Genomic DNA, 14,519 nt, shown 5'->3' on the forward strand with positions numbered 1-14,519 from the left:
CTCTCCTTACCAGGCCCGCTGGTATTGCGCGGGCGCCTCGATCTTCAGGCCAAGTTGCTGCGCGGCGCGACGCGGAAAGTACGGATCGCGCAGACTTTCGCGAGCAATCAGCACGACGTCGGCCTCGTCGTTGGCGACGATACTGTCGGCCTGCTCCGCCTCGGTGATCAAGCCCACCGCACCGGTGGCGATATCGGCCTCGCGGCGAATCTGTGCCGCGAACGGCACCTGATAGCCGGGACTCAATGGGATCTTCACATGGGGCAGCAAGCCACCGCTGGAGACGTCGATCAGGTCGACTCCAAGGGGCTTCACCATCCTTGCCAGCTCGATGCTCTGCGGCAGATCCCAGCCGCCGTCATCGGCCCAGTCGGTCGCTGAAATGCGCAGCCACAGCGGCAGCTCGGCAGGCCACACCTCACGCACCGCGGCAATCACTTCGCGCGTCAGGTGCGTGCGGTTTTCAAAGCTGCCGCCGTAGCGGTCGTCACGCTGGTTGCTCAGCGGCGACAGGAACTGATGCAACAGATAGCCATGCGCCGCATGTATTTCGATCAGCTGGAAGCCAGCCTCGAGCGAGCGTTGCGCCGCGGCGCGAAAATCCGCCACCACCGTCTGGATGGCGGCATCGTCCAGCGCCAGTGGCACGTTCCAGCCCGTATCGAAGGGCAACGCGGACGGCGCCACCGTCAACCAGTCCCCCTGCCCGGGCGGCACCGGACCATGTCCGTCCCACGGGCGCAGCGTGCTGGCCTTGCGCCCGGCGTGAGCCAACTGGATGCCGGCGATCGCACCGTGTTCGCGGATGAAACGGGTGATCGGTTGCCAGGCCTGCAACTGCGCCTGATTCCACAAGCCGGTGTCCTGCGGCGAGATGCGTCCTTGCGCCGAAACGGCGGTGGCTTCGGAGATCACCACTGCCGCACCGCCGACCGCGCGACTACCCAGATGCACCAGATGCCAGTCGTTCGGCACACCATCGGTGGCGGAGTATTCGCACATCGGCGACACCACCAAACGATTGCGCAAGGTCAGGCTGCGTTGCTGAAACGGATCGAACAGGTTCATCGGGATATCCCTGGAATCGGAAACAACGAGGTTCGGGCGATGGATCGGGAAATCAACCAGCCGGCGGGTCGTCTCCGGTGAACGATGTGTCCTGTGTAGCCAACCATTCCACCATGCGCTCGGCGATCGGCGCTGGTGTTTTCATCCAGCCGAAATGATCGGCGGGCTTGCCGCCCAGATCCTCGCGACTGATCACATCGATCTGGCGAATGCCCGGGCCCAGCTTGGCGACCAGCCAGTCCAGCGAGGCCGCCGGACCAAACCAGTCTTCTTTCAGCCGCAGCGCCAGCAGCGGCAGTTGGACGGCCGCCAGTTGGCGCTCGAAATCCTGCGTCATGCCGGTCGCAGCGTAGCGACCATGGCGGCCGCTGCGTGCCCAGTCGTCGATCATTCCGCGCGCCTCGTTGCCACCGAAGCCGATCCGTCGACCGGGCAAATACCCCACCAGCCGAGCCAGCAGTGGCGCCAGCGAATAGGCAGCACCGATCAGCCAGCCGTGTCGAAAACGTCGCCAGTACGGTGAGCCGCTGGCTACCAGCCATAGACCGGCAAGGGCCGACGGATGCAGGCTGGCATACAGCAGAGCGAACTGCCCACCAAGGCTGTGACCGCCCAGCCATGGACGTGTCTGTGGCCAGCGTTCGCTCAGCATGGCCATGCCGGCGGGAAGATCATCGAGCAGCACGTGCCGATAGCTCCAGTTGCACTGGCGGCCGGCACGGCGGTCACTGGAACCGATGCCGCGCCATTCATGCAACACAACGGCGATGCCGCGCTCGGCCAGCGCCCGCGCCAGCGGCAGGTAGTGGCGAGCGGGAATACCCATGGCCGGCAGCCAGTACAGCAGCCGCGTCCACGGCTGCAGCGGCAGCACAGCCAGCAATTCAAACCGTGCACCATCGGCAGCGGTCACCGGAATCACCAGCGGTTCGGTCAGAGCGGCAACTTTCGCGGAAAAATCTTTCATCCACACAGGCTAGCGAATCCCGGCGGCGACCACAAAAAAGGGCCGACTTGCGCCGGCCCTTTCAAACAGCTTGCGTTACCGCGATCAAACCGGGGTAACGTCCTCGGCCTGCAAGCCCTTCTGGCCGTCCACAACATTGAAGCTCACTTTCTGGCCTTCCTGCAGGCTTTTGAAGCCCGAGCCGGTAATGGCGCGAAAATGCACAAACACGTCAGGGCCATTCTCACGGCTGATAAAGCCGAAACCCTTGGCATCATTGAACCACTTCACAGTACCTACTTCACGATCCGCCATGACTCACTCCGATCCTGATCCAGACGCTAAGACAAACCGGCCCCCAATCGGGCCGACGGTTTTACTGAGCATGCAGGGGTCGGTGCAACAGTCGGATTCAGGAAACCCTTACCGGGCACTTTTGTCGCCAAGCAGACGCAGTGGCCCAAGCATAGCGGATTTTTCGCTTGTAGTGATTTGTCAAGCAGCTTTTTTCGAAGACAGTCTTTGACAGGGAAATCCGGCCTGTTTGCAGGGTTTTACTGTCATGACATTCATGCTCAGCGACGAACGGCAGGCATCGCTTGACCACCGCCCAACAGCGGTTGATGACAGCTCGCATCCATCGCCACGCGATGGAAAGAGCCGCCTCGTCGCTCAACGCACCACGATCAGTCAGCAAAGCCCACGCGCCCCGTATCATGCCGACTGACCAGCCACCGGCGATCTCCCAGGACAGCCGTGGTGATCGTCCCGTACGCACCCCCGTTAAGGAGCTTCGACATGCACACCCTCTCTCGCCCGATCCTGGCCGGCGTGCTTGGATGCCTGTTGCTGGCCGGCTGCGCCCAACGCCCGCTGAGCAAGGCATCGCAGCCAGCGGAGACGACGCGCCCCAGCGTGATAACCGGCATTGCTGCCTGTGATGCCTATCTGTCGAGCTATCTCGCCTGCCATCGCACGGCAGGGTTGTTTCCACCAGCGCAGCTTCAGTCGCACTACCAATCGATGCGCGACAGCTTGCTGCAGGAATCTGGCGACTCGCGTGTCCGCCCTCACCTGGAAGCCCGTTGCCTGGTGCTGTCGAGCCAGTTACTCGACGTTCTTCAAGGCAGGCCCTGCGCGGAGCAACGGGCGCCTGCCAACGGTGCCAATAAGCGCAGCTCAGGGCGCTGACAGTGACGGGCGCCGCCACTGCGCACGCAGCAGTGGTGCCAGCGATGCGGGACGGGTGCGACCGAGCCGGACGCGTTCGGTGCCATGCCATTGCGCCGTCTCCGCAAGGGTCTTGGCCAACACCTGGGCGAGTTGCAACGAAGGCTGCACGCCGGGCTGCAGAAACAAGGCCTTGACCTCGAACACCCCGATATCGCGGTGTGCCTTGGCGTCCAGCCGTCCGACCAACCGGCCCCGATGCAGGATCGGCAGCACGAAGTAACCGTACTGGCGCTTCGCTGCCGGCGTGTAACACTCGATGGTGTATTCGAAGTCGAACATCGCCAACGCGCGGGCGCGATCCCAGACCAGCGGGTCGAACGGTGACAGCAGCGTGGTGTGGGTGGCGCGCAATCGTCCTGCGAGCGCCTTTTGCAGCAGCGCGGCGTGGTCGCGATGGACATAGCCCGGTGTGTTCCAGCCCTCGACCGGTACGGCCAGCAGTTCGCCACTGGCCAGCAGCGGTGCCAGTTCCGCATCCGTGACGCGCGGTTTCAACCGGAAATAATCCGCAATCCATGCCGCCGGAGTCACACCCAGTGCGCGTACGCTTTCAACAATGAAGTGCTGGCGCTGTTGCATCAGCGAAAAAGTCAGCTGTGCATCGAACGGTGGACTCAGTGCAGCCAGCACCTTTTCAGCCACGTCGTACACCCGCTGGAACTTGTCGCGGCGAACCACCATCAACTCGCCCAGCGCAAACCACGCCTCCAGCCAGCGCTTCTCCGGCTTCCACTCCCACCAACCCGACTGACTGGCGCCATCGCGACGTGCAAAATCTGCCGCGCGCACCGGCCCGGAGGCACGTACTCCGGCGAGCAGGGCATCCATCTCAAGGCGGTTTTCGCGGTGCACGCGTTCGGCATTCCGATGCGCCCAATGATGGCTGCGATGCTGTTTTCCACCGCGATGCCAGACGAAGTCGGCGGCGCTGACGAAGCAAGCCTCGTGCGCCCAGCATTCCGCCAGCCGGCCCTGTGCCAGCGCTTCGTCCAGCCAGTGCATGGGGTAGTGACCCAGGCGTGAATGCAGTACCAGATAAGGACTGCGCGCCACCACGTGGATGGTGTCGATCTGCAGCATGCGCATGCGCTCGATCGCCGCAACCACGTCCGCTTGCACGGCGCGTCGACGCGGCCGCTGCAACAAACCCTGCGCCGACAACTGCATGGCGCGGGCTTGCGAGAGTTTCAGGACGTCGCGTATAACTGAAGCGTGGCCCAACGACCGTCGTTCTTCACGACAACCTGATCAATTTCTTGAGCCGGCATTTACAAATCCCCTGCTAGCTTGGTTCGTGCTGAATCACCCCGGTCGCCGTCACCGCATGACCCCGCCCGGACCTGCTCACCTGATCATTCTGGCATGGAGTTCCGATGATGAAATACCGCAAACCACTGTTGACCGCCCTTGTCGCGTCCAGCTTGCTGCTGGCCGGACAGGTGATTGCCCAGGACGCGCCGACGACAGCACCAGCCGATCAAGCCACTGTCACCCTCAACACGCCGAGCGGCGAGCTGACGGTGCACTCGAGCATGCCGCCGGCGCCCGCTGCCGGCCCGGCTCCGGCGTTTGATCAATTGTCCGGCGGCAGCAAATACATCACCGAGCAGCAGGCGGCCGCCTACCCGCTACTGGCCAACGACTTCCTGTATGCCGACCACAACCGTGATGGACGCATCAGCCAGCAGGAATACAAGAACTGGACCGCACAGAAGTAGCTGCACAGTAGAAGGCGCCCACGGGCACCTTCTACTGCCGGACTGGTGGACATTCATGCCGCAAGCACGTGCGGCGACGCTAAACTGATCCACCCTGTCCAGGAATTGGTTTCACATGAAGCGATTGACGGCGACCGCCAGCGTAATGCTGTGCGCGTTCTGCGCGGCGCATTCCGCGCACGCACAGAACCCGGACCCCACGGATATCCGCGGATGCACCGCGATCGAAAGCGATGCACAACGACTGGCCTGCTACGACCATGCCACCGGCCGGGTCAACCTTCCGGTCGCCCAGAAACGCAGCGATGTTGAGGCAACGACATCAGGCAGCTCGCACCGCGACGACCAGCTGATCTCCTCCGATGCACCCGGCAACAGCGATGTTGCCAAGCCCCTGTCGCTGCTAGACAGTCGCTGGGAGCTGTCGCCGGAAAGCAAGTTGGGCACCTTCAACTTGCGCGGTTATCAGCCGGTTTATGTGATGCCGGCGTTCCTCACCAGCAACCAGAACAACCGGCCGCATAGCCCCAACCCGGACAACACGGTGGCCGGTGCGGGCGAGCATCTGGAAAACATCGAATCGAAATTCCAGCTCAGCCTGAAGGCCAAAGTGTGGCAGGGCGTGTTCGGCGACAAGGGTGACCTGTGGGTCGGCTATACCCAGTCATCGCACTGGCAGCTGTTCAACTCGGCGCAGTCGCGCCCCTTCCGCGAGACCAATTACGAACCCGAGGCGATGCTGGTCTTCGACACGCATTACCACGCGTTTGGCTGGACCGGCCGCCTGCTCGGCCTCGGCGTTGACCACCAATCCAATGGCCGCGGCAATCCACTGTCACGCGGCTGGAACCGGGTAATCGCCAATGTCGGCTTCGAACGCGAAGGCTGGACCGTGATGCTGCGACCGTGGTGGCGTATTCCCGAACCACGCAAGGATGACGACAACCCCGACATCAGCAATTACATGGGTCGCGGCGAAGTACAGATCGTGCACGAATGGCACGGCCAGGAATTCGGCATGATGCTGCGCCACTCGCTGCGCGGCGGTGACCGCAACCATGGTGCGGCCCGCTTCAGCTGGAGTTTCCCGGTGGCCGGCAACCTGCGCGGCTACATGGAAGTATTCAAGGGCTACGGCGAAAGCCTGATCGACTACAACCACAACGCCACCTATCTCGGCGTGGGAGTGTCGCTGCTCGACTGGTATTGAAGCTTGCAAGAACGACGAAGGCCTGGCGATGAACCAGGCCTTTGTCGTTCATCCGGAATATTTCCGGGCGTGCCTCACACTCAGTGGTGGTGACCACCGGCACCATGCACGTGGCCATGCTGCAATTCTTCTTCGGAAGCCTCACGCACGTCGGTGACTTCGATGGCGAAATGCAAGGTCTTGCCCGCCAGCGGATGGTTGGCATCGATGAACACCACGCCGTCCTCGATCTTGCTCACGGTGACATTGATCTGGCCTTCCGGACCACTGCCCTGGAACTGCATGCCCGGCTGGATGTCCTCGACACCCTGGAAGGCCTCGCGCGGAACCTGCTGCATCATTTCCGGATGGTGCACGCCATAACCTTCTTCCGGCGTCACGTGGGCGTCGAACTTGTCGCCGACCACGCGGCCTTCCATCTGCTTTTCCAGACCCGGCACGATATGGCCCTGGCCATGCAGGTAGGTCAGCGGTTCGCGACCGGCAGAGCTGTCGATGACCTGACCTTCGTCGTCGGTCAGCGTGTAGTGGAAGGCGGCTACGGAGTTCTGGGCAATCTGCATGGGCTTCTCGCAAATAGGTTCTTGTTCGCCGACCAAAACGCCGACATGAACGGCGCAGTTTAGCAGAGCTGCCAAAACCCCCTGCAAGCCGCCCGGTGATTGGCCATACTGCCGTCCATGAGCCGATTGCCACACCGCCATGCGCAGTTGCTTGTGATCCGTCTGCTGCTTTGCGCCGGGTTGCTCGCCATTCCGCCGTGCACACTTGCGACCGCACCCAGCACAGCCATCGACACGCCGGCCGCACTGGCGGAACAGATCAACGCGTTGGTCACCCAGCCGCGCTTCGCTGGCGCCAGCTGGGGCATTGCGGTGGTTTCGCTGGACAGCGGCGATAGCGTGTATACCCATCAGGCAGATCGACTATTGCAGCCCGCCTCCACCGCAAAGCTGTTCACGGCGGGGTTGGCGCTGGCCGTGCTGGGCCCCGACTACCGCATGCCAACGCGTCTGCTGGCTGGCAAACCGGTTGTTCACGGCCACCTGAATGGCCCGCTGATTTTATACGGCAGGGGTGACCCCACGCTGGGCTCGTCAAGCAGTGCGGACTGGGCGGAACAACTGGCCCGCCAGGCCGCTGCTCGCGGCCTGAAGTTCGTGCAGGGCGACCTGCTTGCCGACGACAGCTATTTCGCCAGCCCGGCGTTCGGCAACGGCTGGGAAGCCACCGATCTGCAAAGCTGGTTTGCGGTGCCGACATCGGCCCTGAGCGTGCAGGAAAACATTGTCAGCCTGACCATCAGCCCCTCCGCCGTGGGGCAACCAGCGCAACTTGCGTTTGCTCCCGTCGAGGCCGCGCCTTCGATCGACAATCAGTTGCTGACCACCACCGCGAACACGCAGAGCGACATCAATCTCTATCGCGCACCGGGTACAGCGACACTCCACGCGTTCGGCACGGTGGCCGCCGGCTCGCCGGTGCAAACGTTCCGGCTGGCCATGGTCGATCCGGCGCTGGTCGCCGGCGCCGAACTGCGCCAGGCGCTGAAGCGCCACGGCATTCGCGTCACCGGCAAGCTGCGCGCTATCCATTGGCCGCAGCGGGCAACCGTCCGCCCCGCGACAGCCGAATTGCTGGGTGAAGTGCAGTCGCCGCCATTGCGCGAGATCGTGCAGCGCGGCCTGAAACGCTCGCAGAACCTGTACCTGCAGAACCTGCTGCTCAGCGTGGGTGCCACCCAACCCGCCAGCACGACGGGCTTCCGTAGTAGCGAAAATCGCGCGCTGGATGCCTTGCACCAGTGGCTGCAGCAAAGCGGCATTCCACCATTGGGCAGCTTGCTTGAAGAGGGCGCCGGACTGTCTCGCCGTGATCTGATCACCCCAAACGCGATGGCTCGCCTGCTCAGCTATCTGGCAACCCAGCCTTACGCGCAGACCCTGCGCGCGGCGTTACCGGTGGCCGGAGTCGATGGCACGTTGATCCGACGCATGCGTGGTACGGCGGCCGAAAACAATGTGCACGCCAAGACCGGCAGCATGAGTCAGGTGCATTGCCTGGCCGGCTACGTCACCAGCGCGGCCGGCGAGCGACTGGCCTTCGCCATCATGCTGAACAACTACGAGAGACCACCTGACGCACCAACGGCGAGCAACGAGGTGGATGCGATCGCGATACTGCTGGCGAACTACCGCGGCCACGATTGAAGCGGTGGCGGAAAATCCCGTCGTGGCTTCAGCCCGCCAATCTTGCCAACGTGTCCTTGCCGATCTTCTCCGGCGTGTCGGTGGACGCATAGCGCTTGACCACCTGGCCTTCCGGGTCGACCAGGAACTTGGTGAAGTTCCACTTGATCGACTCGCTGCCGAGGATGCCCTTGCCCTCACTCTTCAACCACTTGTAGAGCGGATCGGCGTGCTCGCCGTTGACCTGGACCTTGGCGAACATCGGGAAGGTCACGTCGTACTGGGTACTGCAGAAATTCCGGATCTCCGCCTCGTCGCCCGGCTCCTGATGACCAAACTGATCACAGGGAAAACCCAGCACCACCAGACCCTGATCGCGCTGGTCCTGCCACAGCGTCTCCAGACCCCGGTATTGCGGGGTGAAGCCGCATTTGGAGGCGACATTGACGATCAGCAGAGTCTTGCCCCGAAAGTCGGCAAGCGAGCGTGGTTTGCCGTCGATGTCGTTCACGGTGAAGTCGTAGACACTGGTCATGCAGTTGCTCCGGCAAAAGATCTGATCAGCCAGATTACGCTATCCGCCGGCGCTTTGCGCGGCATCACCGCAATGCGGCATATCCATATGCATTCACCGACGTTCACTTGCGGACGTCTGGACGGCTATTGTCCGTGAACTGACCTGTCTTCTGGAACACGCCGTGCTGCATGTGATCGTTGCCACCTTGTCGCTATTGCTGCTGGCCGGCGCATTCGGTTCCTGCACCGACACGAACGACACGCCAGCGCAAGCGACCAACGAAGTCGAAGCCAGGCAACGGGACGTCAGCCCTGCTGACGACGAAGCGTGAGCGCAGCAACGCGTCGCTCATGGCAGGTGCTGGCAATCAGCCTTGTTCCGGGGGAATCTCGAACACCTGGCGCAGATACGCCACATAGGCCTTGTCCTCGCACATGTTCTTGCCCGGCGAGTCGCTCAGCTTGGCCACCGGCTGGCCGTTGCAGCGAATCATCTTGATCACGATATTGAGCGCGCGCGGGCCCACGTCATTGGTGAGGTTGGTGCCCACACCGAATGCCAGCTGGCAGCGCCCACGAAAATGCGTGTACAACTGCATCACCTTGGGAATATCCAGCCCGTCACTGAATACCAGCACCTTGCTGCGCGGGTCGACCCGGTTCGCCGCGTAGTGCGCCAGTACCTTTTCGCCCCATGCGAACGGATCGCCCGAATCGTGGCGGGTGCCGTCGAAAAGTTTGCAGAAATACATGTCGAAATCGCGCAAAAAAACATCCAATCCGTAGACGTCAGACAGTGCGATGCCAAGGTCACCGCGATATTCCTTCGCCCACGCCTCCAGCGCCGCTACCTGCGAGTCGCGCAGGCGCGGCCCCAGCGCCTGGTGCGCCTGCAGGTATTCGTGCGCCAGCGTGCCCAGTGGGATGAGATTGAGCTTGCGCGCCAGCCAGACGTTGCTGGTACCGGCGAGCTGTTCGCCCAGTCCGTCACGCAATGTGGTTACCACTTCTTCCTGCCACACGCGCGAATAACGCCGCCGCGTGCCGTAGTCGGCGATCCGGCAGCCGGTGTAATCCGGCGAGTCACGCAGCAAGGCAATTTTCTCACGCAGACGCCGGCGCCCCTCGGCGAGGTCGAGCCCGGCACTGGTGTGGCGGAAATACACCTCGTTGACGATGGCCAGTACCGGCACTTCGAACAGAATGGTATGCAGCCACGGGCCGCAGATACGGATTTCGATCTCGCCGTTACCGGCTTCCGAAGGGGCGATATCGAGATACTTCTCGTTGAGCTGGAGCAGTCCGAGAAAGTCGACGAAATCACTCTTGATGAAGCGCCAGCCACGCAGGTAGTCGAGCTCTTCGGGCGCGAAGCGCAACTGGCACATCGCGCGCAGTTCTGCACGAATCTCATCGATGAAAGGCACCAGATTGATGCCCGGCGTGCGGCACTTGAAGCGGTACTCCACCTGCGCCGCCGGATACTGATGCAACACCACCTGCATCATCGAAAATTTGTACAAATCGGTGTCGAGCAGCGACTCGATAATCATCAGTTGCCCACAGGCATAGGGGTAATGCGTAATTATCCATGCCAGCGCAGGATTCATGTGAATGTTTGCAGCCATGAAAATAGCAGGCAAAAAAAACCCCAGCGGCCAGGGGAGGACCGATGGGGTTTGTCAGGCGGCATCCAGGGGAGGAAATGCCGGCCCCTCAGTAACGCGTTGTGCTGCGCCACTTTTTGTCGCCATCACGGCGATACACGGGCTTAGTGTGGATTGGGCGATGTGAGTTCAATGTACACGCCCGGGTTCGTTCAGCTGGCCGACAGGCTGCGCGCCAGAAGCGCCCAAACTGCCGCGGTCCGCGCCGCTGTTCTACGATCGCGTATTCCTGCTGGAGTTCCTGATGAAGCTGCTGACTGTTGGCCTGCTCGCCTGCTGCCTGCTGCGGCCTGCCACAGCCGCCGAGCTCAAAGTGGACCTGGGACACGGCCAGATCACGTGGCAGACCGCAGCGTTGCTGAAGCGCGATGACGTGCGCACGATCGAGGTGCCGGACGACGTCGCCTTCCATCGCGCCATGCACTACCAGGCGGTTCCGCTGACGGCGCTGCTGCACGGCATTCAGGCCAGCGATCACCTGCAGTTTGTCGCCAGCGACGGCTTTGCCGCGGAGATTCCCGCTGCCTTGCTGCTGAACCGAAAAGGTAGCGTGGCGTGGCTGGCGATTGAAGACCCGGCGCAGCCCTGGCCCGCGTTGCCCGGTCACGGCAGCGCAGCGCCGTTCTATGTCGTATGGACCCAGCCACAGGCGGCTGGCGTCAGCAGCGAACAATGGCCCTACCAATTGGCCAGCATCCGCAAGCTGGCCGCCATGTCCGCACGCTTCCCGGCGTTGCAACCCGATCCGGCGCTGCCGGCCAACAGCCCGGTGCGACAAGGATTCAGCGTGTTTCAGCGCACCTGTCTGGCCTGCCATACCTTGAACGGCGAAGGCGATGCGCAGGTCGGCCCCGACCTGAACATTCCGCACAACCCCACCGAATACCTGCGCGCCGACCTGTTGCGCGCATTCATCCGCAATCCGCAATCGCTGCGGCGCTGGCCACAGGCGAAAATGCATGGCTTCGACCGGAATGCGTTGACCGATGCGGATCTGGACGCCGTGCTGGCTTATCTGCGGCACATGGCTGGGCGCAAGGCTACGCCCTGAGCGCAGACGGGCGGATCAGCTGCGATCCACGATCCGACTGATGCGTGCGCCGTCAAACTCGAATTCGGACTCGCCCGGCAACTCCAGTGCGCTGCCCGCGCGCGGGCCGTCGGGTATATCCACCGCAAACACGCCGCGCCAGGCAATGGTCACCAACACCGACGCCGGACGGAACGACCATGCCTTGATGACTTGCTTGCGCTCGGTGAACAATGACGCGCCCTGTTCAGCCAACTGGCGGAACTCGACCAGTCCGTGTGCCGCCGCATTCACCTGCCCCGCCGAAACGTTCTCGAACAACAGGTCTGGCGCAAGCATCGCCAGCATGCCGTCCACGTCGAAACGGTTGTAGGCGTCGACATAACGTTCGATCACTTCCCGCTTTTCTGCGTTGACCATTGCACCGCTCCACGAATCGGAGCTTCAGTCTGCCCCGGAACACGCCCCGTTGCACAACTTCTGCAACGTGCGCACGCGCTGCGCCGACGATTGCCGTGCCAGTTGGCGCACGCTGGCGTAGAACGCAGGCCAGCTTTTCCCCGACCGTTCAAACAAGCCGGCGAAGGCTGGTAGCCACTGGCGATACAAGCCGAACGGAAGCAGCCGCGCGTTGTTGATCGGCGCCGCCACCCAGGCGTCATAGCGGTGATCTTGTGGCCAACGGCGGTCACGCCATTGCGCGTAATCAGCGCGGAACGCCGCTATCTCGCGTTGTTTGCGAGCCTCCATCACTTGTTCGCCACCACCGTTCGCGTAGAGCGCTTTCAGGCGCGCCCGCAGGTTCAGTACGCGCCGGGAGAACTCGTCGTCCATGACTTGGGCACGGCCATTCGGCGGCGGCAATCCGCGCGAACGGCGCCACTGACGCAGCCCTTCTTCCTGCACGAAGGAGGCAAACGATTCATTGAACGCCGTATCGTTCTTCACGTAGACCAATTGATGAGCAAGTTCATGGAAGATCGTGCTGTCCAGCTCGTCGTCATCCCAGCGCAGCATGCTCGACAGGATCGGATCGGCGAACCAGCCCAGGGTGGAATACGCCGACACGCCGCCAACCCAGACATCGTCGCCACGCGCACGCAGGCGTGCCGCATCCGCGTTGGCCGCCGCTTCACTGAACCAGCCGCGATACGCGACGCAGCCGGCGATCGGAAAGCATTGCGGTATCGCCTGCACCGAGTAGCGCGGCGTGGCAAAAACGTTCCAGACCACGTACGGACGATCCAGCGCCACGTAAGTGGTGTAACTGCGATTGCCCGGCAGGCCGAGGTGCCGACTGGCAAACGCCCGCGCCTGCTGTGCCTGACGTAGCCGTTCGGCCAATTGCGGCTTGGTCGATGGGTCGGCCGCCACCGTAGCCAGTGCGCGCCGATGCACGATCAACTCGCCTTGTCCGCGCGCCGCCTGGCTGTAGTAGTGCAAACTGCTGCAGCCCGACGACAAAAGGCCCATCGCAATGATCGCGATGAGCCTGCTGAAGACACTGCATGAAAGTCTGCCGAGGTGCATCCGCAACCGTTGCCGTCAGTCGTCAATCACGCTGATCGCCGTGATCGCGGTGCCGATCATGGTTTCCGCCATGTTGTTCGACACTGTGCCCGCGTGGCGCCTGATCAGCTGCATTTCCGTACGTACCGCGATTGTCGTTGCCACGGGAAACCGGACGCCCGTTGCCATGGGACTCGCCGCGCTGATGGTCACCCGAGCGGTCTTGCCAGTGACCGGCGTGATTGCCGTAGTCGCGACGCCCTCGATAGTCTTCACCACGGTAACCCGAACCGCCGTACCAGGTATTGCTGATGCCGACACTGACCCCGGGCGCATAACAGCAACCGTAGTAGCTGCGGCCATAATAGCCGCCACCGTAATAGCTGCCGCCGTAGTAACCATCGTAAGCCGGCTCGACGTACCGGTCACCGCCGCCGTCGCCATAGTAGGCGTCGCCGCCCTGCCCCGAGCCGCGCACGTAGCTGTAGCCCGGATCGTAGTAGCAGCCCGACAGCGTCGCGGCGGCAAAAATGAGTGCAACAACTGACAAATGGCGCTTCATGAACCGTCCCCCTGATGGAATGACAGCCCCAGACTGAGCGCACAACCTTGAACCGACGCTAAAGTCGTGGCGTGCGCGGCGGCGATCTGAAGATGACTGCCACCGCGCAATGATGCTCGGGAACCAGGCTGCCGCGGAAGCGACAATTCAACTGTTGCCGCGCTTGCCCTGGTCGCCACGCTGCGCAGCCAACACGCGGCCATCGGCATGGTCGTTGCCAGCATCGACGGCCGGCGGCGAATGCAGATCGACGTGGGTATTTCCGGGCTGGCTCGGATTGGCGTCCGGCCAGGTGGGGCCATGGCGCACGCGGTCGTTCTTCGCCTCCAGCAAGGCCTGTATCCGAGCCACCGCGTCTTCCTGACTGATGTGCGGAACTGGCACATCCAGCGGCGGTTGCCTGCGCGTGGCCGGCTTCGCGACGGCCTTCTTTGCGACGGTCTTCTTCGCGACGATCTTCTTCGCGACGACTTTCTTCGCGATGACCTTCTTTGCGATGACCTTCTTTGCGATGACCTTCTTTGCGACGGCCTTCTTTGCGACGGCTTTCTTTGCCATCGGCGCCTTTTTGACTGCGGCCTTCTTTGCTGCGACCTTCTTTGCCACGATCTTCTTGGTTGCAACCTGCTTTGTCGAGATCTTCTTGGCAGCCGTCTTTTTCGCAGCAGTTTGCTTGCCCACTGGTTTTTTCGCTGCAGGTTTTTTCGCTGCAGGGCTTTTCGCTGCGGGTTTGCTCGCCGCCACTTTGCGCGGCACCGCCTTCTTGCTGACTGCCGGTTTGGGTGAAAGGGGTTTCTTTGCCGCGGACTTCTTCGCAACCGACTTCTTGGTCGTAGCCATGCGTTCGTTCTCCTGCGGTGGTCGTTGGAGT

General features: G+C 62.5%; 17 protein-coding genes. 6 read left to right on the forward strand and 11 right to left on the reverse strand.

Features of this window, described 5'->3' with window-relative positions; genetic code table 11:
• Positions 1–6: 6 nt before the first annotated feature.
• From PY254_RS14245 to PY254_RS14255, 3 genes are all read right to left on the reverse strand, one after another.
• Complete coding sequence (locus PY254_RS14245; protein WP_281012699.1) at positions 7–1,068, reverse strand: NADH:flavin oxidoreductase/NADH oxidase; 1,062 nt, start codon at positions 1,066–1,068, stop codon at positions 7–9.
• 52 nt (positions 1,069–1,120) lie between these two features.
• Positions 1,121–2,035 (reverse strand): alpha/beta hydrolase family protein, encoded by a 915-nt coding sequence (locus PY254_RS14250; protein ID WP_281012700.1) that lies wholly within the window; start codon positions 2,033–2,035, stop codon positions 1,121–1,123.
• A gap of 84 nt (positions 2,036–2,119) precedes the next feature.
• Positions 2,120–2,329 (reverse strand): cold-shock protein, encoded by a 210-nt coding sequence (locus tag PY254_RS14255; RefSeq protein ID WP_281012701.1) that lies wholly within the window; start codon positions 2,327–2,329, stop codon positions 2,120–2,122.
• A gap of 483 nt (positions 2,330–2,812) precedes the next feature.
• On the opposite strand from PY254_RS14255, the gene PY254_RS14260 reads away from it, so the two are divergent.
• Positions 2,813–3,205, forward strand: coding sequence for a hypothetical protein (locus tag PY254_RS14260; protein ID WP_281012702.1), 393 nt, complete (start codon positions 2,813–2,815; stop codon positions 3,203–3,205).
• Here the strand turns inward: PY254_RS14260 and PY254_RS14265 are convergent.
• Positions 3,194–4,414, reverse strand: a complete 1,221-nt coding sequence (locus PY254_RS14265; protein WP_281015231.1) for a winged helix-turn-helix domain-containing protein — start codon at positions 4,412–4,414, stop codon at positions 3,194–3,196. The genes PY254_RS14260 and PY254_RS14265 overlap by 12 nt on opposite strands.
• Positions 4,415–4,623: 209 nt before the next feature.
• On the opposite strand from PY254_RS14265, the gene PY254_RS14270 reads away from it, so the two are divergent.
• Both PY254_RS14270 and PY254_RS14275 read left to right on the forward strand, forming a co-directional pair.
• Positions 4,624–4,965 carry a hypothetical protein gene (locus PY254_RS14270; RefSeq protein WP_281012703.1) on the forward strand — a complete coding sequence of 114 codons (342 nt, stop codon included), beginning with the start codon at positions 4,624–4,626 and terminating at the stop codon, positions 4,963–4,965.
• 115 nt (positions 4,966–5,080) lie between these two features.
• Positions 5,081–6,175 (forward strand): phospholipase A, encoded by a 1,095-nt coding sequence (locus tag PY254_RS14275; protein ID WP_281012704.1) that lies wholly within the window; start codon positions 5,081–5,083, stop codon positions 6,173–6,175.
• Positions 6,176–6,255: 80 nt separating this feature from the next.
• Here PY254_RS14275 and PY254_RS14280 read toward each other — a convergent pair whose 3' ends face one another.
• Positions 6,256–6,738 (reverse strand): FKBP-type peptidyl-prolyl cis-trans isomerase, encoded by a 483-nt coding sequence (locus tag PY254_RS14280; RefSeq protein WP_281012705.1) that lies wholly within the window; start codon positions 6,736–6,738, stop codon positions 6,256–6,258.
• Positions 6,739–6,855: 117 nt separating this feature from the next.
• Between PY254_RS14280 and dacB the strand changes: the two genes are divergently transcribed.
• Positions 6,856–8,385 carry a D-alanyl-D-alanine carboxypeptidase/D-alanyl-D-alanine endopeptidase gene (gene dacB, locus PY254_RS14285; RefSeq protein ID WP_281012706.1) on the forward strand — a complete coding sequence of 510 codons (1,530 nt, stop codon included), beginning with the start codon at positions 6,856–6,858 and terminating at the stop codon, positions 8,383–8,385.
• A 28-nt stretch (positions 8,386–8,413) separates the two neighbouring features.
• On the opposite strand, the gene PY254_RS14290 is transcribed toward dacB, so the two are convergent.
• Positions 8,414–8,899 carry a glutathione peroxidase gene (locus PY254_RS14290; RefSeq protein ID WP_281012707.1) on the reverse strand — a complete coding sequence of 162 codons (486 nt, stop codon included), beginning with the start codon at positions 8,897–8,899 and terminating at the stop codon, positions 8,414–8,416.
• Between the two features lie 163 nt (positions 8,900–9,062).
• Here PY254_RS14290 and PY254_RS14295 point away from each other — a divergent pair, with 163 nt between their 5' ends.
• Positions 9,063–9,212 carry a hypothetical protein gene (locus PY254_RS14295; RefSeq protein ID WP_281012708.1) on the forward strand — a complete coding sequence of 50 codons (150 nt, stop codon included), beginning with the start codon at positions 9,063–9,065 and terminating at the stop codon, positions 9,210–9,212.
• A gap of 36 nt (positions 9,213–9,248) precedes the next feature.
• Here PY254_RS14295 and pncB read toward each other — a convergent pair whose 3' ends face one another.
• On the reverse strand, positions 9,249–10,433 hold the full coding sequence (pncB, locus tag PY254_RS14300; protein WP_281015232.1) for a nicotinate phosphoribosyltransferase: 1,185 nt from the start codon (positions 10,431–10,433) through the stop codon (positions 9,249–9,251).
• Between the two features lie 358 nt (positions 10,434–10,791).
• Here pncB and PY254_RS14305 point away from each other — a divergent pair, with 358 nt between their 5' ends.
• Positions 10,792–11,598 carry a c-type cytochrome gene (locus tag PY254_RS14305; protein WP_281012709.1) on the forward strand — a complete coding sequence of 269 codons (807 nt, stop codon included), beginning with the start codon at positions 10,792–10,794 and terminating at the stop codon, positions 11,596–11,598.
• Positions 11,599–11,613: 15 nt separating this feature from the next.
• Here the strand turns inward: PY254_RS14305 and PY254_RS14310 are convergent, their stop codons facing one another.
• From PY254_RS14310 to PY254_RS14325, 4 genes are all read right to left on the reverse strand, one after another.
• Entirely contained in the window at positions 11,614–11,997 is a 384-nt protein-coding gene (locus PY254_RS14310; protein WP_281012710.1) for a nuclear transport factor 2 family protein, read from the reverse strand.
• 24 nt (positions 11,998–12,021) lie between these two features.
• Positions 12,022–13,050, reverse strand: a complete 1,029-nt coding sequence (locus PY254_RS14315; RefSeq protein ID WP_281012711.1) for an aminopeptidase — start codon at positions 13,048–13,050, stop codon at positions 12,022–12,024.
• 79 nt (positions 13,051–13,129) lie between these two features.
• Positions 13,130–13,648 carry a hypothetical protein gene (locus PY254_RS14320; RefSeq protein WP_281012712.1) on the reverse strand — a complete coding sequence of 173 codons (519 nt, stop codon included), beginning with the start codon at positions 13,646–13,648 and terminating at the stop codon, positions 13,130–13,132.
• Between the two features lie 147 nt (positions 13,649–13,795).
• Positions 13,796–14,404, reverse strand: a complete 609-nt coding sequence (locus PY254_RS14325) for a histone H1-like repetitive region-containing protein (protein WP_281012713.1) — start codon at positions 14,402–14,404, stop codon at positions 13,796–13,798.
• Positions 14,405–14,519 lie beyond the last annotated feature (115 nt).

Source organism: Rhodanobacter sp. AS-Z3 (genome assembly GCF_029224025.1).
GTDB lineage: Bacteria > Pseudomonadota > Gammaproteobacteria > Xanthomonadales > Rhodanobacteraceae > Rhodanobacter.

Excerpts from the sequence above, each read along its gene's own strand:
- PY254_RS14245 (WP_281012699.1), bottom strand. The coding sequence starts at position 1,068 with ATGAACCTGTTCGATCCGTTTCAGCAACGCAGCCTGACCTTGCGCAAT.
- PY254_RS14250 (WP_281012700.1), bottom strand. The coding sequence starts at position 2,035 with ATGAAAGATTTTTCCGCGAAAGTTGCCGCTCTGACCGAACCGCTGGTG.
- PY254_RS14255 (WP_281012701.1), bottom strand. The coding sequence starts at position 2,329 with ATGGCGGATCGTGAAGTAGGTACTGTGAAGTGGTTCAATGATGCCAAG.
- PY254_RS14260 (WP_281012702.1), top strand. The coding sequence starts at position 2,813 with ATGCACACCCTCTCTCGCCCGATCCTGGCCGGCGTGCTTGGATGCCTG.
- PY254_RS14265 (WP_281015231.1), bottom strand. The coding sequence starts at position 4,414 with ATGCAGTTGTCGGCGCAGGGTTTGTTGCAGCGGCCGCGTCGACGCGCC.
- PY254_RS14270 (WP_281012703.1), top strand. The coding sequence starts at position 4,624 with ATGAAATACCGCAAACCACTGTTGACCGCCCTTGTCGCGTCCAGCTTG.
- PY254_RS14275 (WP_281012704.1), top strand. The coding sequence starts at position 5,081 with ATGAAGCGATTGACGGCGACCGCCAGCGTAATGCTGTGCGCGTTCTGC.
- PY254_RS14280 (WP_281012705.1), bottom strand. The coding sequence starts at position 6,738 with ATGCAGATTGCCCAGAACTCCGTAGCCGCCTTCCACTACACGCTGACC.
- dacB (WP_281012706.1), top strand. The coding sequence starts at position 6,856 with ATGAGCCGATTGCCACACCGCCATGCGCAGTTGCTTGTGATCCGTCTG.
- PY254_RS14290 (WP_281012707.1), bottom strand. The coding sequence starts at position 8,899 with ATGACCAGTGTCTACGACTTCACCGTGAACGACATCGACGGCAAACCA.
- pncB (WP_281015232.1), bottom strand. The coding sequence starts at position 10,433 with ATGATTATCGAGTCGCTGCTCGACACCGATTTGTACAAATTTTCGATG.
- PY254_RS14305 (WP_281012709.1), top strand. The coding sequence starts at position 10,792 with ATGAAGCTGCTGACTGTTGGCCTGCTCGCCTGCTGCCTGCTGCGGCCT.
- PY254_RS14310 (WP_281012710.1), bottom strand. The coding sequence starts at position 11,997 with ATGGTCAACGCAGAAAAGCGGGAAGTGATCGAACGTTATGTCGACGCC.
- PY254_RS14315 (WP_281012711.1), bottom strand. The coding sequence starts at position 13,050 with ATGGGCCTTTTGTCGTCGGGCTGCAGCAGTTTGCACTACTACAGCCAG.
- PY254_RS14320 (WP_281012712.1), bottom strand. The coding sequence starts at position 13,648 with ATGAAGCGCCATTTGTCAGTTGTTGCACTCATTTTTGCCGCCGCGACG.